The 17,767-nt window shown below is 32.9% G+C and carries 22 protein-coding genes and 4 tRNA genes; 14 read left to right on the top strand and 12 right to left on the bottom strand.

The window, feature by feature from the left end; genetic code table 11:
• Both NCC77_RS17475 and NCC77_RS17480 read left to right on the top strand, forming a co-directional pair.
• Positions 1 to 1,182, top strand: a complete 1,182-nt coding sequence (locus NCC77_RS17475; RefSeq protein ID WP_250836748.1) for a THUMP-like domain-containing protein — start codon at positions 1 to 3, stop codon at positions 1,180 to 1,182.
• Between the two features lie 4 nt (positions 1,183 to 1,186).
• Positions 1,187 to 1,753, top strand: a complete 567-nt coding sequence (locus NCC77_RS17480; protein ID WP_250836749.1) for a hypothetical protein — start codon at positions 1,187 to 1,189, stop codon at positions 1,751 to 1,753.
• A 1-nt stretch (position 1,754) separates the two neighbouring features.
• Here NCC77_RS17480 and NCC77_RS17485 read toward each other — a convergent pair whose 3' ends face one another.
• Positions 1,755 to 2,402, bottom strand: a complete 648-nt coding sequence (locus tag NCC77_RS17485) for a M15 family metallopeptidase (RefSeq protein ID WP_250836750.1) — start codon at positions 2,400 to 2,402, stop codon at positions 1,755 to 1,757.
• Between the two features lie 206 nt (positions 2,403 to 2,608).
• Between NCC77_RS17485 and NCC77_RS17490 the strand changes: the two genes are divergently transcribed.
• The gene (locus tag NCC77_RS17490; protein WP_250836751.1) at positions 2,609 to 3,130 is read left to right on the top strand and encodes an Ivy family c-type lysozyme inhibitor; all 522 of its coding nucleotides are present in this window, start codon (positions 2,609 to 2,611) and stop codon (positions 3,128 to 3,130) included.
• 99 nt (positions 3,131 to 3,229) lie between these two features.
• Here the strand turns inward: NCC77_RS17490 and NCC77_RS17495 are convergent, their stop codons facing one another.
• The gene (locus NCC77_RS17495; protein WP_250836752.1) at positions 3,230 to 4,333 is read right to left on the bottom strand and encodes a fatty acid desaturase family protein; all 1,104 of its coding nucleotides are present in this window, start codon (positions 4,331 to 4,333) and stop codon (positions 3,230 to 3,232) included.
• A 171-nt stretch (positions 4,334 to 4,504) separates the two neighbouring features.
• Positions 4,505 to 4,834, bottom strand: a complete 330-nt coding sequence (locus NCC77_RS17500) for a helix-turn-helix domain-containing protein (protein WP_250836753.1) — start codon at positions 4,832 to 4,834, stop codon at positions 4,505 to 4,507.
• A 95-nt stretch (positions 4,835 to 4,929) separates the two neighbouring features.
• Here NCC77_RS17500 and NCC77_RS17505 point away from each other — a divergent pair, with 95 nt between their 5' ends.
• Both NCC77_RS17505 and NCC77_RS17510 read left to right on the top strand, forming a co-directional pair.
• A complete protein-coding gene (locus tag NCC77_RS17505) occupies positions 4,930 to 5,226 on the top strand; it encodes a hypothetical protein (RefSeq protein WP_250836754.1) in 297 nt (98 codons plus the stop codon).
• Positions 5,227 to 5,268: 42 nt separating this feature from the next.
• Entirely contained in the window at positions 5,269 to 5,436 is a 168-nt protein-coding gene (locus NCC77_RS17510) for a hypothetical protein (RefSeq protein ID WP_250836755.1), read from the top strand.
• A gap of 15 nt (positions 5,437 to 5,451) precedes the next feature.
• On the opposite strand, the gene NCC77_RS17515 is transcribed toward NCC77_RS17510, so the two are convergent.
• Together NCC77_RS17515 and NCC77_RS17520 are read right to left on the bottom strand one after the other, a co-directional pair.
• Positions 5,452 to 6,306: a phospholipase A gene (locus NCC77_RS17515; RefSeq protein ID WP_250836756.1), complete on the bottom strand. Its 855-nt coding sequence runs from the start codon at positions 6,304 to 6,306 to the stop codon at positions 5,452 to 5,454.
• A 75-nt stretch (positions 6,307 to 6,381) separates the two neighbouring features.
• Positions 6,382 to 6,900 (bottom strand): STM3941 family protein, encoded by a 519-nt coding sequence (locus NCC77_RS17520; RefSeq protein ID WP_250836757.1) that lies wholly within the window; start codon positions 6,898 to 6,900, stop codon positions 6,382 to 6,384.
• 286 nt (positions 6,901 to 7,186) lie between these two features.
• Between NCC77_RS17520 and NCC77_RS17525 the strand changes: the two genes are divergently transcribed.
• Both NCC77_RS17525 and NCC77_RS17530 read left to right on the top strand, forming a co-directional pair.
• Positions 7,187 to 7,357: a hypothetical protein gene (locus NCC77_RS17525; RefSeq protein ID WP_172426921.1), complete on the top strand. Its 171-nt coding sequence runs from the start codon at positions 7,187 to 7,189 to the stop codon at positions 7,355 to 7,357.
• A 6-nt stretch (positions 7,358 to 7,363) separates the two neighbouring features.
• Complete coding sequence (locus tag NCC77_RS17530; RefSeq protein WP_095930483.1) at positions 7,364 to 7,876, top strand: PRC-barrel domain-containing protein; 513 nt, start codon at positions 7,364 to 7,366, stop codon at positions 7,874 to 7,876.
• Between the two features lie 80 nt (positions 7,877 to 7,956).
• Here the strand turns inward: NCC77_RS17530 and NCC77_RS17535 are convergent, their stop codons facing one another.
• From NCC77_RS17535 to NCC77_RS17555, 5 genes are all read right to left on the bottom strand, one after another.
• Positions 7,957 to 8,478, bottom strand: coding sequence for an ATP/GTP-binding protein (locus tag NCC77_RS17535; protein WP_250836758.1), 522 nt, complete (start codon positions 8,476 to 8,478; stop codon positions 7,957 to 7,959).
• Positions 8,479 to 8,564: 86 nt separating this feature from the next.
• Positions 8,565 to 8,638, bottom strand: a tRNA-Arg gene (locus NCC77_RS17540).
• A 79-nt stretch (positions 8,639 to 8,717) separates the two neighbouring features.
• Positions 8,718 to 8,791, bottom strand: a tRNA-Arg gene (locus NCC77_RS17545).
• 16 nt (positions 8,792 to 8,807) lie between these two features.
• Positions 8,808 to 8,882 (bottom strand) — tRNA-Pro (locus NCC77_RS17550).
• Between the two features lie 14 nt (positions 8,883 to 8,896).
• A tRNA-Ser gene (locus tag NCC77_RS17555) sits at positions 8,897 to 8,980 on the bottom strand.
• A gap of 239 nt (positions 8,981 to 9,219) precedes the next feature.
• Here NCC77_RS17555 and NCC77_RS17560 point away from each other — a divergent pair.
• From NCC77_RS17560 to NCC77_RS17570, 3 genes are all read left to right on the top strand, one after another.
• Entirely contained in the window at positions 9,220 to 10,398 is a 1,179-nt protein-coding gene (locus NCC77_RS17560) for an acetyl-CoA C-acyltransferase (protein ID WP_250836759.1), read from the top strand.
• A 65-nt stretch (positions 10,399 to 10,463) separates the two neighbouring features.
• Complete coding sequence (locus NCC77_RS17565) at positions 10,464 to 11,225, top strand: C40 family peptidase (RefSeq protein ID WP_250836760.1); 762 nt, start codon at positions 10,464 to 10,466, stop codon at positions 11,223 to 11,225.
• A gap of 16 nt (positions 11,226 to 11,241) precedes the next feature.
• Positions 11,242 to 12,294 (top strand): SMI1/KNR4 family protein, encoded by a 1,053-nt coding sequence (locus NCC77_RS17570; protein WP_250836761.1) that lies wholly within the window; start codon positions 11,242 to 11,244, stop codon positions 12,292 to 12,294.
• A 197-nt stretch (positions 12,295 to 12,491) separates the two neighbouring features.
• Here the strand turns inward: NCC77_RS17570 and NCC77_RS17575 are convergent, their stop codons facing one another.
• Positions 12,492 to 13,337, bottom strand: a complete 846-nt coding sequence (locus NCC77_RS17575; RefSeq protein ID WP_250836762.1) for an AraC family transcriptional regulator — start codon at positions 13,335 to 13,337, stop codon at positions 12,492 to 12,494.
• A 116-nt stretch (positions 13,338 to 13,453) separates the two neighbouring features.
• Here NCC77_RS17575 and NCC77_RS17580 point away from each other — a divergent pair, with 116 nt between their 5' ends.
• From NCC77_RS17580 to NCC77_RS17590, 3 genes are all read left to right on the top strand, one after another.
• On the top strand, positions 13,454 to 14,440 hold the full coding sequence (locus tag NCC77_RS17580) for an aldo/keto reductase (protein WP_250836763.1): 987 nt from the start codon (positions 13,454 to 13,456) through the stop codon (positions 14,438 to 14,440).
• 407 nt (positions 14,441 to 14,847) lie between these two features.
• A complete protein-coding gene (locus NCC77_RS17585; protein WP_250836764.1) occupies positions 14,848 to 15,453 on the top strand; it encodes an NAD(P)H-dependent oxidoreductase in 606 nt (201 codons plus the stop codon).
• A 2-nt stretch (positions 15,454 to 15,455) separates the two neighbouring features.
• Positions 15,456 to 15,734 (top strand): putative quinol monooxygenase, encoded by a 279-nt coding sequence (locus NCC77_RS17590; RefSeq protein WP_250836765.1) that lies wholly within the window; start codon positions 15,456 to 15,458, stop codon positions 15,732 to 15,734.
• A gap of 90 nt (positions 15,735 to 15,824) precedes the next feature.
• Here the strand turns inward: NCC77_RS17590 and NCC77_RS17595 are convergent, their stop codons facing one another.
• The gene (locus NCC77_RS17595) at positions 15,825 to 16,565 is read right to left on the bottom strand and encodes a class I SAM-dependent methyltransferase (RefSeq protein ID WP_284705095.1); all 741 of its coding nucleotides are present in this window, start codon (positions 16,563 to 16,565) and stop codon (positions 15,825 to 15,827) included.
• A 266-nt stretch (positions 16,566 to 16,831) separates the two neighbouring features.
• Here NCC77_RS17595 and NCC77_RS17600 point away from each other — a divergent pair, with 266 nt between their 5' ends.
• Positions 16,832 to 17,713: a LysR family transcriptional regulator gene (locus NCC77_RS17600; RefSeq protein WP_250836767.1), complete on the top strand. Its 882-nt coding sequence runs from the start codon at positions 16,832 to 16,834 to the stop codon at positions 17,711 to 17,713.
• Positions 17,714 to 17,767: the final 54 nt, after the last annotated feature.

Raw genomic sequence — 17,767 nt, forward strand, 5'->3', positions numbered from 1 at the left:
TTGAACACTTCTATTTTGCATCAAGAAATACAGGAATTTATAATCCAAAATACTGGTGCAGATGTAACAAAATTGGCGTTGCAAAAAAATCCGTTTCCAGAGGCGGATTGGATTTTAATTTTAAATCAGATTGAAGCCAGAACAAAGGCCAAAGAAAAACTGCCGACTTGGTTTGCTACGGAAAATATAATTTACCCGAGCAAAATATCAGTAGAACAAACTTCTTCAGAAAAAACAGCGGCTTACAAAGCTTCTTTAATTTCTGGCGAATCTTTAATTGATTTAACTGGAGGTTTTGGTGTTGATGATTATTATTTTTCTAAAAAAATTAAATCGATAACCCATTGCGAAATAAACGAAGAATTGTCTGCCATTGTATCGCACAATTTTAACCAGTTAAAAGTTGAAAATTGCACTTTTCATGCCGGAGATTCTCTTCATTTATTAGAAGAAACCAATCAGAAATTTGACTGGATTTATATTGATCCTTCAAGAAGAAATGACAGTAAAGGCAAAGTTTTTATGCTGAAAGATTGTCTTCCTAATGTTCCAGAACTGCTGGATTTTTATTTCGAAAAATCAGATCATATTTTAATTAAAACAGCGCCGTTATTAGATATTTCAGCGGGATTGTCAGAATTAAAAAATGTAAAGAACATTCATATTATAGCGCTCGAAAATGAAGTTAAGGAACTGCTTTTTGAAATACATAAAGGTTATTCAGGCAACGTAACTTTAAAAACTACTAATATTCTAAAAGAAAAAACAGAAGTTTTTGAGTTTGTTTTGGGTGATAAAATCTCGTATCCGTCCTTTGATTTTCCAAAGAAATATCTTTACGAACCCAATGCCGCGATTATGAAATCTGGTGGTTTTGATGAAGTAAGCGTCACTTTTCAAATGGATAAACTTCATAAACATTCTCATTTGTATACTTCTGAGGATTTAATTGATTTTCCTGGAAGAAAATTTGAGATTAAAAAAGTTATTCCATACAACAAAAATGAAATGAAGAGTGAGCTGGCAAATCAGCAGGCGAATATTACGACTCGCAATTTTCCCGAGACGGTAGAAAACATTAGAAAAAAGTGGAAAATAAAAAATGGCGGTAATTTGTATTGTTTTTTTACAACTGATGTAAAAGCTAACAAAATAGTTTTAATTTGCACCAAAATAAACTAATACAATGAAACAACTAATTACACTAACTCTTTTTTTATTGACTATTACCGCATTTGCACAAAAACCATGTGAATACAGTGTAAATGTAAATGACTCAATTGGAAGCTATAAAATAACTAATGAGTATTTAATGAGCGAAAAATATTTTGGAGGAAACTTTGATTACATTTTCTTTTCATTAGCACAAACCGACGGATTGCCAACTTTAAATCTTCAGGCTATTCAAAAAAGTAAAGATTTTATTAAGGCAAACTGCTTTGATAAAAATTCAAAAATCTTCCTACAATTAGAAAACGGAAAAATTGTAACCTTAATGCATATCAACCAAGAAAATTGCGGAACATTAATTCGTGACGATAAAGATTTTAACAACCGCATAAATACAGGAATTTTTATGTTCATGAAAGACAATTACGAGGAATTAAAAAAATCTCCTATCTCGATTATGCGTATAAAATACTTGACAAACATAGAGGATTATGTTGTAAAAAGAGAGTTAACATCTGAGTTAACCGGAAAGGTAACCAATCCCAATACTTATTTCATGGAGAATATTAGATGCGTTGAGTAAATCAATCGCATTTCCACTTTTGATTAGAAATTTTATCTTTTAAACCAGCTTTTAAATTATAGTGCCACCACTCAGAATCAAATGAATTGAAGCCATTTTTAACCATTGTATTTTTTAAATAAGCTCTTTTGGAAAGAATTTCTTCTGAAAGCTGTTTAAAATTATGACTGGCCATAATTCCAAAAAAATCAAAAGAAGTTCCCATATCCACTTCTTTTCCTGCTATGTCAACCAAAGAAATATCTACGGCTCCTCCTCTATTGTGGATGGAGCCTTTTTTTGGATCTGCCACATAAGTTGGATTCGACACAATCTCCCACATTCTTTTTTGAATATCTAAAGGTCTGTAGCAGTCAAATAATTTGATTCGGTACCCTTTCTTCAAAAAATCATTATTGGCCGCAATTAAAGCTTTTACCGTCTTTAAACGAAGCATGCATTCTGCACAGTCGTATACTTTAGTTTTTAGAAAATTATCTTCTGTAGCATATTTCATATCATAGACAAAATCATTGCTATAATCTCTTAGGTTTACAAAAGTCGTGTCTGAGATTTTAGCTTCAGATGAAGATACATAGGCTTCATTTTGCGCTTGTAAAGAGCTAATTCCGAAAAGAAAAAAAACTAAAATTTTCAAAGTGTGATTCATTGCCTAATAATTTAAAAAATTGAAATTAAACAAAAAATATTAAAAAACGATTTTTACAATTCTTCTTTAAAGCTAGAAAATTAGTTTTTTGAGTCCAAAATCCCTCATAAATTACTTTCAAAACAAAAAATATTTTTAATATCTTTATGAAAATTAGACCATTAAGACTTTGTATATTAATTTATTAATTCAAAAAAATCAGTTATATGAATTACAGAGCCACATACATTTCGACAGTTATATTGAGCAGTTTACTCTTTGTTTCGTGCAAAAAAGAAAGCTTTAAAAGCATTCCCAAAACAGATTCTACTTCAATAAAAACAGAAGCTTTAAAAGAAGACAGCATCGTTTTAAATCCAAATGATTCTTTATATGCTTTAGCTGATAAAAGTGTCATCGGAACTCAGTTTTTGACCAAAAGCAAGTTGGCTCCTAGATTAAAAAAACTATTAGGAACCGACTATGATCAAATGGTAGCAAACTGGAATACCGAAACTCCTTTTGAAAAACAAGATAATATACTGCACGCTTGGGGATGTAAACAGCACGACTGCAGCAATTATTCGTACGATTTGTATATTGATGTTAAAAACAATAAAATTAATGTCTACAAATTTGCCGAATCAAAACTAACGGTATTTAAAGAAGATAATTTTGATATTGAAATTAAAGGCAACCTTTTAAAAGACTTGAACATTAAAAAGGAAAATATCATAAATAAAAAATAAGCATAACGTTAAAAAAGTATCGCTCATCTGGAGCAAATTCAAAAAAAAAGTCTGGTTCAATAATGAACCAGACTTTTTTTATAAAATAGCTTTTAATAACTATATCTCTCCTGTCACTAAAATATTTTCTTTTACTCCTTTGTTTTTCAACATTCTAAAATGAGAACGAACGGCATGATAGAATGGGTACGAAGTATAAGGCAAATTATATTCTGCTGCATATCGTTTTATAATTGGCGTAATATAAGGATAATACGTATGACCAACCGCTGGGAAAAGATGGTGTGCCACGTGATGCGTAAATCCGCCATATAAAAAATTAGCCAATTTGCTTTCTGTACTAAAATCTTTAGTTACAATCATTTGATGTACCACCCAAGTGTCAGAAAGGTTTCCGTCTTCATCTGTACCCGGAAAATGAGCATCTTCATCAACGTGGGTCGAAACCAGTGCCACAACCCCAATGGCACTTCCGCATAAATGCATAGACAGCCAAGCAAAAAGAACAGTATACCAAGGCTGGCTTAAAAGCAGCATTGGAACAAAAAGCAGGTAAGTTAAATTAATAATCTTGGCCGCAAACATTCTGTAAACTTCTTGCCTCGGAATCTTGTCGACTACTCTTTTTACATAATTATCCTTCGTGCCAAAAAAGTCTTTAAAATCTCTAATATAAAGCCAGTTTAAGCTATAAAGAGGATAAATAAACCACATGTAAATGTGCTGATACTTGTGGTAATTAAACAACGGACTATTTGGGAATATTCTAATAATATCGCTTTGTTTGATATCTACATCCCAATCGGGCACGTTTGGATAAGCATGATGCAAACTTATATGACGTCGCATCCAAAGCCAATGATTACTCCCAAAGAGTTCTAAAACATACAAAAACCATTCATTATGCTTTGGCTTTTTGAACAAAGCTCCATGTGCAGCATCATGAAAAGCATTTATAAATAAAACAATCATTGTAATACCAGCCAGAATGTAAAAAAGAAATAGTAAAGGGGTCTGGTTGCCAAAAATTAAAATACAGACGTAGAATAAAAAAAATACTGCCAAAAGTCCGAGGGACTTTACAACATTTAATACATATAAAGACGAGTTTTTTAAGACCGTTTCATTCACTTCTAAACGCATCTTTTTAAAAAAATCATCTGTTCCTGGTTTAACATAAACCGGTCGTTTTAATTTTTCCATATTGGTTACTGCTAGAAATTGTTAACCAAATTTAATAAAAAAAAACTTAACCTCTTAGAATACATTCAACTAAAAATCAAGTATTTCACAACAAAAAACCACTCTAAAAAGAGTGGTTAAATTAATACTGTAAAATTTAGAATTGTTAGATATTTTTTGGAAAACCATTTACTATTCCTCAAACTTTTTGTTTGCTAATCGCAGTCTAATATCGTGAATACGACCTTCTATCTCTTGCAAATCACTTAAAATAGTTTGCTTTTCATAAACTGCTCCAGCTTCATTAACCAAATTTTGCCCATCGGGAGCAAAAAGATCATTCAAATCTACATCGGGAAAGTTTTTACTTAAGCTAAGAATAAATTCAGAACCTATATTAGCCGTTCCATGTAAATACCTTCCAATCATTGCAGGGCTAAATCCTAAAATTGCCCCGACTTCCTTCTGCTTTAATCCTTTATCCCTAAAGAATTTACTTAGTTTCTCGTGATACATCATCATTAAAATTCAAACAAAATATAGTTAAAATATATTTTTTAACATTAAAAAGAATACAAAATATAATAATATTCTTACATTTACACAGACTAACAACCATGCCGTTAATAATTAGCAAATATATGTCAAAATTAATCAATAATAGCAATTTTAAAGAAGATAATTCTCACAATAAAAAAGCTTATGAATTTATAGATAAGCATTTACCAGTAACATATGTTGATCTTACCATTTCTTGTATCATCAAAAAAGGACATCCTGCTCCAAGTAAAGCACTAATTAGAAATGTAAGAAACAAAACAATACTTAGAAATGATATTTTATTAGCATTAGTAGAAGTAGCACATGAAAACAAAGAAGCTATTGAAAAAATAAAACTTTTAACGTCTCAATAAATTTAAGATCTGGAAAATCAAATAAATCCTAACAAGAATATTATGTCTTCTACGAAAAATAAAAGCAAAAAGACACTTCAGTCAAAAAAAGACATTGAAAATGGCCAATATAATAGTGCTATTAAATTATACGGAATGACTTTAGAGCAATACCATCAAGGTAAAACGATTCATTCTCAATGTTTTGATCAGCTCAAAAAATTCAAATAAATAATTTAGAGCAATTTAAAAGATGCCCATTCCTTCCGGCTTAATTGTAAAACCTATACGCACCATATTAGTATGTTCCTGATAATCTATTAAACTTTCCGTGTAACCAATAAACCATTGAAGAGTGACGTAATAATTTTCATTTTTATAAGGTCGCCAATTAAGTTGTGTCTGCAGAGATCCGTAATTAATAAGCCCACTGCCTTTCCTAAAAAGAACATCTGCGCTCCAACGTCCCGGTTTTATCTGATAAGTTGCACTGGCTTCTCCATAACCAACATATTGGGTTAATCCTGGATTATCATCTTTATCAACAATAGGAATCCAGCCTCTTATTCCAACAATCCATCTTGGCGAAACTTGAGATTTTAATGAAAAAGCGATCATATTCCATGTTCGAGAATAGATGGAGTCTCTACCATTTGACTCGTGTTCAACTGAAATCGACCCGTATGTTAATCTCCCTCCTTTTAAATAAAAAGGCCGAACAATTGCAACTCCCGGATTAAAGTTAATTTCTGAAAAAGGCTTAGAGCTCGCATATATATCCCAAAAAGCTTTTTGGGTATACATTAAGTAGGGGAAAAATCCACCCCATAAAGGCTTAGAATTTAATCTTAGTTTGAAACTAACTTGATACTTTACGTCTGCAGAGTTTCTGGTTATAGGCTCATCTAAAGGAATTCCTGTCAAAAAGTAATTATCTTTATGAACCGAAAAACTATTTTCTTTCAATAAAGAATCTGCTGCTCGAAAATTCTTTTTTTCTTCAACAATTTGAGAATTGGATTTAAAAGATATTAAAATCAGGAATATTGATAAATATTTAAAATGCATTAAACGTGTAAATTTGAAGTTATTTGATGTCATTTACACTAAGTTAAGCTATTTTAATAATTAAAAAAAATAATAAACCCCATCACTAACAATAATTTTTCTAAGATTTTATTTTTTCCAATTACTTACAAACAAGTCATAAAGAGCTTTTTCATTCATATCAATTTCTGAAGCCGAGTACATTATCTTCAATTTCGAATTTTGTTCATCAAAAGCCAGTTTCCAAAGAAACTTAGAAGCGCGGCCGTCATACTTGGTTACATTCTCAATTGTAACGGCAACCAAAGTATCACCTCCCACTTTATTCAATTGCAAATCGGTAACATCTTGCCACTCTATTCTTCCAAAAGCTTTGGCCACTGGAGTGGTTCTTCCAGAAAAACCATTTGAATCTATTTGAATTAAGGGAGACTTATCTTTTATGCTCGCAAGAATTTTAAATATTAAAACAAGCATTATTAAAAGAATCGCACCAGAAGCAATGGAAAGTTTTACTTTAAATACTCCGTCAAAAGTTCCTATACCATATAAAAGCATAATTGCTATTAAAACACTGATTGCGCTAGCATAGAAAAGTAAGTTTCTGGTTTTCTTAGCGTTTCGGTATAATTTTATTTCTTCATTCATGGGGCGTAGTAAAAATTTTTCGTTTGTTAGACTTAAAAAAGAACTAGCAATTTACTACAAAATAATCTAAGAACATAAGAAACTCCAGTAAACATTGGGTTTATCAAAGTGACAAAAACAATTTCAAAAAACACATTTAAAGCAACTAAGCTTGCAAAACATTATAAATCAATTTTCTAGCCGACTGGGAATTGTATAACTTCTATCCGAAATTAAATACTTTCAAACGCGATCTCCATTTGTACCTTTATTATAAAATTAAATATTCATAATAAAAATAAAGGTTATGGCAGAAATTAAAATTGAGAAAAAGAAGCCAATTTGGCCGTGGATTGTAGCAGTCCTATTAATCTCAGCACTTGTATATTATGTCTTTTTGAGAGATGATCAAGTGCGAAATGAAAACAAAATGGAAATCGAAAACAATTCTAGTGTAGACAGCACAGCTAATTATTAAGAAACTATGGAAAATAAAGATAGAAATTTATACAGATTAGATGAACTTTCTGATTATAAAGTTGCCTCAAACTATTCGGATGTAAGAGGTTGGAAAATTGTAGACGGAGACAACCGCACAATAGGAAAAATTGATAATCTTTGGGTTAATAAAGATATGCAACGAGTTGTTTATCTTGATGTTAATCTTGATAAAGGATTAATAGAAGACAGTCGTAATGAAGTGCATGATGCAATTGCGAATGAAAACGGAAAGGAATTTATATACAAAGATGGAGACAGCCATATTATTATACCAATTGGTTCTGTAAGCATAAATAAAGACACTAAAATTGTCATGGCAAACAATATTGGATATGATACATTTAGAAAAACAAGCAGATATAACTGGCAAAATGATTTTGATAGGGAGTACGAAAGAAGAGTATTGAATTCTTATTATCCAACTGAAGAATCGCGCCTTGCTTCTGAAAGTAATGACGATACTTTTTACAAACGTAAAGAATTTGACAATTATTGATAAACAGTAATTTGCATTAAAAACAAATCTTATAAACGAAAAAAGACCAAGCATTCTTGAATGTTTGGTCTTTATTTATTTTATCTCTTTAACTCTTCTATTTTATTTTGAATTTGATTTAATCTTTCAGATAAATTTCCTTTCACTTTAATTACTTCTATATCAAAATCATCAATTAATTCGCCAAGAAGATCATTTACCTCATATCTCAGTTCAGGCAAATTGGAGTCTGAACAAGAAATTCTATCAGGTTCTTCAATAGGAACCCATACAAAAACGTCAATTTCTTTAATTGCATTTTGAATTTTAGTAAATACTGATGAAAAATTTAGTGTATTATCAACAGCAAGAGCATAAGCTAAAAGATCAATTGGACAGCGGTCAAAAATAGCATTTCTATTACTTCTTACAATTTGCTTTAAAGAATGCTCTAGCTGTATCTTATAATCATCGCCGGTAGGCATTTCAGAAAAAGCAAAACCCATTTCCTGTAGTTCAAAATAAGGCTCTGGATAAAACTCATATTCAGGAAAAGATTCATGTAGTTTTTCTGCCAATGTTGTTTTACCAACCAAATGAGCTCCTAGTATTGCTATTCTCATATCATTGTTTTTTTTTATCATCAACAACTAAAAATAAATAAAATAGGATTAAAAACAAAAAAACCACTCGATTTGAGTGGCTTCTGTGATCCCAGAAGGATTCGAACCTTCGACCTACGCATTAGAAGTGCGTTGCTCTATCCAGCTGAGCTATGGAACCATTATTTTAAAATTTCTAAGAATAGAAATCAAAACTATCTACATAAAACAAAAAAGCTACTCGATTGAGTAGCTTTTTGTGATCGCAGAAGGATTCGAACCTTCGACCGCCTGCTTAGAAGGCAGGTGCTCTATCCAGCTGAGCTATGCGACCATTATTTCAATTGTAGTCGGGGTGGCAGGATTCGAACCTGCGGCCTCCTGCTCCCAAAGCAGGCGCGATAACCGGGCTACGCTACACCCCGAGGCAAAATTTAAGCGGAGAGACAGGGACTCGAACCCTGGCGACGGTTACCCGTCGACAGATTAGCAATCTGCTCCATTACCGCTCTGGCACCTCTCCTTGCTAGTGGAATTGCTTCCGTTTTGCGAGTGCAAATGTATAACAACATTCCTTTTCTCACAAGCTTTTTTTTGAGTTTTTTTAGTTTTTTTTCATCTTTTTTCAAAACCACTTAACAATCAAACAAATAGAATTAACAAAAATTTGACCTTAAATTTAAAATCAACCCTATTCAATACAAAATTTGAATTTATTCAAATAAACATTAAATTTGCTTACTAACTATTATTAAACAGAAAATGAACAAAAGAGTTGTTATCGTTTCTGCCGTTAGAACACCTATCGGAAGTTTCATGGGCGGGTTATCTAGTGTACCTGCACCAAAATTAGGAGCTGCTGCCATAAAAGGAGCGCTTTCAAAAATTAATCTTGACCCAAAATTAGTCGATGAAGTTTTCATGGGGAATGTAATTCAGGCGGGAGTTGGACAAGCACCAGCGCGCCAGGCTACATTGTTTGCCGGATTATCAGAAGAAGTTGCTGCTACAACAGTAAACAAAGTATGTGCCTCTGGAATGAAAGCTGTAATGTTTGCTGCGCAAGCAATTGCATGCGGTGACGCTGAAATTGTAGTTGCGGGCGGAATGGAAAGCATGAGCTTGATTCCTCACTACGTTCAAATGCGTGCCGGAAACAAATTTGGTCCTGCAACTATGTTGGACGGAATGCAGAAAGATGGTTTAACAGATGCTTACGACAACAACGCAATGGGAGTTTGTGCTGATTTATGTGCATCTGAATACAAAATTAGCCGTGAAGAACAAGATGCATTTGCCATTCAATCATACGAAAGAAGTGCAAAAGCTTGGGACGCTGGAAAATTCGACAATGAAGTTGTTCCTGTTGAAGTACCGCAAAGACGTGGCGAACCTGTTATATTTTCAAAAGATGAAGAATATACTAACGTGAAATTAGATAAAATTCCATCTTTAGCACCAGTTTTCACTAAAGACGGAACTGTAACTGCTGCAAACGCTTCAACAATTAATGACGGAGCTGCTGCTTTGGTTTTAATGTCTGAAGAAAAAGCAAACGCATTAGGATTAAAACCTCTAGCTTACATAAAAGGCTATGCAGATGCTGCACAAGAACCAAAATGGTTTACAACAAGTCCAGCAAAAGCATTACCAAAAGCTTTAGACAAAGCAGGAATTTCAATCTCAGATGTTGATTATTTCGAGTTTAACGAAGCTTTCTCTGTTGTTGGATTAGCCAATGCAAAAATATTAAACCTTGATAACGATAAAGTAAACGTAAACGGTGGAGCTGTTTCATTAGGGCATCCTCTTGGAGCTTCTGGAGCACGTATAATCGTAACTTTACTGAATGTTTTAGAACAAAACAATGCAAAAACCGGAGCAGCTGCAATTTGCAACGGCGGCGGTGGCGCATCGGCAATTGTTATCGAAAGAGCTTAAAACAATATCACAAAAAATCAGGAGTAAATACAACTCCTGATTTTTCAACTTATAAATTTCCTTAAATGTTTGGAATTTGCAATTTAGCCATAGTACCCGTTCGAGCTGAAGCCAGCGACAGAAGTGAAATTGTCACACAACTTTTGTTTGGCGAGCATATCGAAATTTTAGAACGCAAAAATCAATGGGCACGAATTAAGATTCAGTTTGATGATTATGAAGGCTGGGTAGATTCTAAGCAATATCAGGAAATTACCAAAGAGCAATTTGATCTTTTGAGCAAAGAGTCGATTATTTTAAATGCAGATTTAATTGATTATATCACTGCACCAAATAATCTATTGCTTCCAATTCCGCTTGGAGCTTCATTATCTTTTTTAAACAACAGCGAAATCAATATTTCAAACTTCGATTTCGAAGGAACCAAAACCAGCGGCATCAAACCTAAAAGCGCTTTAATAAAAACGGCTTTTATGTATTTGAATGCTCCCTATTTATGGGGAGGAAAAACCCCTTTTGGTATTGATTGTTCTGGTTTTACTCAAATGGTTTATAAATTGAACGGCTATAAAATTCATCGTGACGCTTCTCAACAAGCGCTTGAAGGAGATCCTTTAAGCTTTATTGAAGAATGCGAACCAGGCGATTTGGCTTTCTTTGATAATGACGAAGGAAACATTACCCATGTCGGAATCATTATGGACAACAATTACATCATTCACGCAAGTGGAAAAGTTCGTATTGACCGTTTGGACCATACTGGAATCTACAATCCAGAATTAAACAAACACACCCATAAACTACGCGTAATCAAAAAGATTATCTAACCCTCAAAAAAGCAAAATGACAAAACTTGAATTATCCAAAACAGGCTTTCAGATTAATAACCTAAACATCGAATTCCCAATTGATATCTCAGTTTTAAAACAAGCTTTAGGAGATTACAGATACTTAAAAAAACAATACAATCATATCTATACTTGGGATGAGCTTGGTATTATGGCGTTTTCTAAAGAAGGAAACAAAGTCGAAAGTTTGGCCGTTGAGTTTGAGGTTAGAGAATATGATTATTGCGCAAAAAGCATCTTTGCAGGAGAGTTTATTTTTGACGGACAAGAATTATTTCAATACTACGAAGACAACAAAAATCAGCTTGTAAAGCTTTTTAAAGGAGACCGAAGTGGAGCTTTTATCCTTAACGGAATAAGTGTTTGGTTTGATAAAGAAGATGGCAAAATTACGTCTCTGAGCATTTCCGCTTCCGAAGAAAAAGAAAAGAAAATCACTGCAGCTATTGACCCCGAATTCAAATTATTTGAACCCTTATGGCAGGAATGGATTTCGGAAATCAATAAAATTGTTTCAACAAACAACGATTATTACAATCTTACAGAAGGAATTTCTGAAGAAGATATTCAAGAACATGTGGAGCTTGAAGATAATATTACTATACCGCCAGCTCTTGTAAATTTTTATAAAGTTAAAAATGTAGATTATGACCCAGTAACGGCTGTTTTTCAGTTTGGAGTAAACAATTGGAGCTATGATTTAATTCCGTTTGAAGATATTGCCGAAGAATGGAATTCCATTCAAGATTTGCAATTTGACGAAGAAGATTTACCAGAACAAGAAATAGATTTCGAAAAAATACAAACCAATAACTACGCTAACCCAAAATGGATTCCGTTTGCTACAGGAAGAAATGGCGATTATTTGCTTTACGATACAGATCCGGCTTCAAAAGGAAAATTTGGACAGATTATAGAACTCCAAAATGAATCTTGGGACAGAAACATCGTAGCTGATTCTTTAGAAGAACTAGTTCAAAATGAAATCCGCAATCTAAGAGCAGGTAAAACGGAGCATTTTGATTTTATTATTGGAAAAGAAGATTAAAGCATTAAAGCACGCGGATAAAACAGATTCGCTTTGCGAAAACGCGGATTTTACACGGATTTTTTTTCTCGCAGATTAAGCAGATTTATTTTAAAAATCCATTTAAAATCTGTCCGAAACAAAAAAAATCTTTTTAATCACTTTAATCTGTGGCAAAAAAAATTAGTGCAAATTGGTGAATTCGTGGCGAACAAAAATTAAGCACTCAATCGAATCGTTTTTCTAAACTCAGACGGACTATATCCTTTTTGTTTTCTGAAAAACTTATTAAAATGGCTTTCATCCGTAAAACCAAACTCATAAGCAATTTCGTTAATACGCTTATCGCTAAATTGCAAGCGATGTTCAATCAATTTCGTTTTGTAATTACTAATATATTGCTGCATCGTTTCACTGGCATGTTTTTTAAAGTAACGACCTAAATACGTATTCGAAATCCCAAAATAATCGCTGATAGATTCCGCTTTAATCTTTTCTGGATAGTAAATATTGTTCTGAATATATTGCAGAATATCCATTGCTTTAGCTTCCGTGTTTATTGTCACTTGCTCAGGTAAATATTTCGCAATATTTCTCGCTACAATAATAATCAGTGTATTCACCAATTGCTGAATCAATTCTTGATTGTAAACATCTTTATCCTGATGCTCACGGCAAATGGCTTCAATCATAACCTTTACCAGACATTTGTCAGGATCATTTTTAAGAATACAGCCTGGCTGATGATTAGCGTTTTGAAGAATATATTCTAATCGTTGAATATTTTCATTCTGCAGACTAGAATTTTTCAAATAAATATCATTAAACCTCAAAAAGAAAAATTTCGTTTCGGTTTCAATTGTAAAATTATGACAATCCTCGGGCGTCAATAAAAACAAATGTCCTGGATCATACTCAAAAATATTCTTATTAATACACTGTCTTCCTGTTCCTTCCAAAATGTAAACCAGTTCGAAAAAATTATGACGATCTCCTACATCTGGATATTCATTCAGCGTTTCAAAAGAAACCGTAAAAGGTTCATATAAGTTTTCTTTTTTCATAATTCCATTTATTTGAAGATGCAAATATACCTAAAAAAGACAAATATATACCAAATAAGAATCATAAAAACAGTATAATTTTGCCTAATCAATTTTAAACACAAAAAATCACAATCATGGAATATAGAAAATTAGGCAGCTCAGAACTTGAATTATCAGCTATTACTTATGGTGCATTTGCTATTGGCGGAACCATGTGGGGCGGAACAGAAAAGAAAGATTCAATTGATTCTATTCACGCTTCAATCGATAATGGCGTAACCACAATCGACACCGCTCCTTTTTACGGATTTGGTTTAAGCGAAGAAATGATAGGTGAAGCTATAAAACCTTATGATCGTTCTAAAGTTCAGTTGCTTACAAAATTCGGTTTGGTTTGGGACGGAAGCAACAATGGAAAAGGTGATTTCTTTTTTGACGCAGACGATAATGGAAAAAAAGTTCCAATTTACAAATATTCATCAAAAGCAAACGTAATTAAAGAAGTTGAAGAAAGCTTAAAACGCCTTCAAACCGATTATATTGACTTATTGCAAATTCACTGGCCAGATTCAACAACACCAATTTCTGAAACAATGGAAGCCGCAGAAAGCTTAATCCAGCAAGGAAAAATCAGAGCTTTTGGAGTAAGCAATTACAATGTTGCACAAATTCAGGAAGCACAAAAAACGATTCAAGTCGCTTCAAATCAAGTCGCTTACAGCATGCTGAACCGTAAAATTGAAGAAGAATTAATTCCTTTTACAGTTGCAGAAAACATCGGAATCATTGCTTACAGTCCAATGGAAAGAGGTTTATTGACTGGGAAATATTTCACAGACAGCAAATTAAAAGAAAATGACCATAGAAACGGTTATTTCAATCAGTTTGATCTTCAAAAAGTAAAAACTTTAGTTGAAGAATTAACTTCTTTAGCACATGCAAAAGAAGCAAGCTTATCGCAATTAGTTTTACGCTGGACATCTTTACAAAAAGGAATTGCAATTGTTTTAGCAGGAGCAAGAAACGCAGAACAAGCTATTTCAAATGCCAAAACAATGAATTTCGATCTATCAGCTTCAGAATTGGAATTTATCAATCAGGCAATTGCTAAAATAAAATAATTCTCTTTTTAAACACATAGAAACATAGTTTTGCTTTGTCAATAAAGGCGTTTCACTTACATACACACACATAGTCAACGTAATTTGTCATTTCGAGGAACGAGAAATCACACTAGAAACTCCGCAAACTAAGTCGCCAATCTTTGGCGAGTAACGAGTGTGATTTCTCGTTCCTCGAAATGACAAACTTTACTATGTGTTAGAAAATAGATTCTTTCAATAGTCTTGCTCAGAAAGAAAAACCTATGTTTCTATGTGTTTAAAAAAATCTCAAAATTAAATAATTAGAATTTGTGCGTGCCCCTCCGGGTCGGGCTTTCGGCTATATTTTTTGCTCCATTTCATTACGCAAAAAGATACCGCCTCTATCCCTCACGCATCCATTTTCAAAAGAAACAACAGTAAAAATGAAAAAGATATTTATAATTAACGGCGGGCAAAAATTTGCGCATTCAGGGGGGCAATTCAATAAAACCGTTCAGGATTGGACAGTTGAATTTCTTTCTAAAAACAATAATTACGAAATAAAAACAACTCACATTGAAGACGAAGTAGATCTTCAAAAAGAAGTAGAAAAATTCGTTTGGGCAGATTTAATCATTTATCATACACCAGTTTGGTGGTTTCAAATTCCGAATCTTTTCAAAAAATATATCGATGACGTTTTTACACAAGGACACAACAACGGAATCTATAAAAGCGACGGAAGAAGCCGTGTAAACCCAGACATCAATTATGGAACGGGCGGACTTCTACACGGACGTAAATACATGCTTACCACAAGCTGGAACGCGCCTGCAACAGCATTTACAATTCCAGGCGAATTCTTCGAAGAAACTTCTGTTGATGATGGCGTAATGTTTGGCTTCCACAAAATGAACAAATTTACAGGAATGGAACGCGTAAACGGATTTCATTTCCATGACGTAGAAAAAGGTGCTACACCAGAAAATATCGTTATCTTTAAAGAGAATTACACGAAACATTTAGAGCAAACTTTTAAAAACTTATAATTATGATTTCGATTACAGCAATTTTAAAAAGTAAACCAGAGCATTTAAATGAAGTTCAAAACCTGCTGACAAATTTAGTTTCTAAAACTAGAAAAGAAGCAGCCTGTATTCGTTACGATTTACACACTTCCGAAAATGTTTTTATTCTTTGGGAAGAATGGAAAGATCAGCCAGGATTAGACCTGCACAACAATCAATCTTATTTACAAGAATTCATCAAAAAAACCGAAAGTCTGGTTTCAACTCCGATTCAGGTTTACAAAACTGCTCAGATTCTATAAAGGTTTTCTGCCACGAATTCACGAATTTATTTTTTTAATCTATACGCAAAGATTTTTAAACTAATTCGTGAATTCGTGGCGAATAAAATCTTATTTAATTCCTCCAAAAGCTCCGAAACACATATTTTTATGTAAGATTTCGACTTTTGAAAAACCCACTTTTTTCATCAAATCTAATTGGTAATTCATCGATCTTGGCGAATCTTCTTTTTCAATATAATCCAAAACTTTCTGACGATACTCCGCTCCTCCTATTCCTTCTAAATATTCGCCATAACGTTGCCAAGTATATTCATTTAATAATTGTGTGTCTTGCGTGATCAAATCAGAAATCATCAAACAACCGCCCGGTTTTAATAATTTAAATAATTTAACGAAAGTAGTTTCCCAATCCTGATCGTCTCTCAAATGATGCAAAACGGCACCAGCCAAAATAACATCAAAGCTGTTTTCTTCTAAAGCTGTTTCTCGAATATCGCCTTGTTTGACTTTTACTTTTCCATTTGTTACTGCCGAAACTCTTTCAAAAGCACGATTCAACATGGGCAAACTCAAATCAACCAAAGTACAATTTAAATTGGGTAGTTTAGATAACATCATTAACGTGTAATTTCCCGCTCCACAGCCAACATCTAAAATGGATGTAGCATTTGGAACAATTCGCTTTGAAGCTTCTGTTATTAATTCTAAAGAAATAGTAGCATCTATTGTGGCTACTTGTCCTGTTTCTAAGTTTGAAAATCGTTCGACATCATTGTCAAATCTTTCTTTAATTTCTTGAGTAGTTGATTTATTCATAGCTTTTGTTTTTTTCTCTCGCAGATTAAACAAATGGAGCGAATCTTTTTGCTATTATATGATCGGGATATTATTATGATTAAGATGATTTATCTAAAACTAATAATCTGCTACATCTGCCCTATCTACGAGAGTTTAATTTATCTTAAAAGTTACAAGTTTACTGTTATGAATTATTCGTTACAGCTCTCCCACTTTTAACGTTTCACTTCTAACATTTAACTTAAAACCAAAACTACCTCTTTCATAAATACTTTAAAAATACTATTTTTATCAATTAACCATACTTTAAAGGTATCATGGAATTACGTCACTTAAAATATTTCTTAGCTGTCGCTGAAGAACTGAACTTTACCAAAGCCTCAGAAAAACTCTTTATTTCGCAGCCACCATTAAGCCGACAAATAGCGGAATTGGAAGACGAACTTCAAGCTAAACTTTTTATAAGAAACAATAAAAAAGTAGAACTTACCGAAGCTGGAAAGTATTTTAAGGAAGAAGTGACAGTATTTTTTCAGAATCTGGAACGCATTTCAATAAAAACAAAAAAGATTGCAGAGAACGTCTCAGGTGAATTTAGAATTGCTTACATCAGTTCGATTTATTCTTCTGTCATTTCAGATTTGATCAAACATCTGAAAGCGCAGTTTCCGTATGTCAATTTCAAACTTTTCGAAATTTCCACTACAAAACAAATTGATGCATTAGAGCAAGGAAAAATTGAAATGGGAATAATTAGATCGCCAATTCAGTCGCCAAAAATAAAATCACATTTATGGTTTAAGGATGGATTTTCATTGGTTTATAATAAAAGTTCTTTTCAGATAAAATCAGAAAATGAGATTTTAAAACTGAAAGACGAAACATTTGTTTTCTTCAATAAAGATTACGCGCCACATTATCATGAAGTTTTATTGGAGCTTTGTGCTTTTTATGGCTTTACGCCGAAGATTATTCATGAAGCGAATAATATCAACTCCATCGTACAATTGGTCAAAAACGGATTAGGAATTTCAATTGTTCCTTCAAACATTGCAAAAAACAATCAAGATCCTAAAATCGGTTTTATCGAATTGAAAAAAGTGAATTTATATACGAATGTTTCAATTATCACTGCAAAGGAAGATGAATCCGAAATTACAAAATCTGCTGTTGCTTTTTTATTGCCACAAAGGCTCTAAGACACAAAGTTTTTTTTAATCTCGCAAAGTCGCAAAGTCGCAAAGCTTTTATTT

This window comes from Flavobacterium tyrosinilyticum (genome assembly GCF_023656565.1).
Lineage (GTDB): Bacteria > Bacteroidota > Bacteroidia > Flavobacteriales > Flavobacteriaceae > Flavobacterium > Flavobacterium tyrosinilyticum.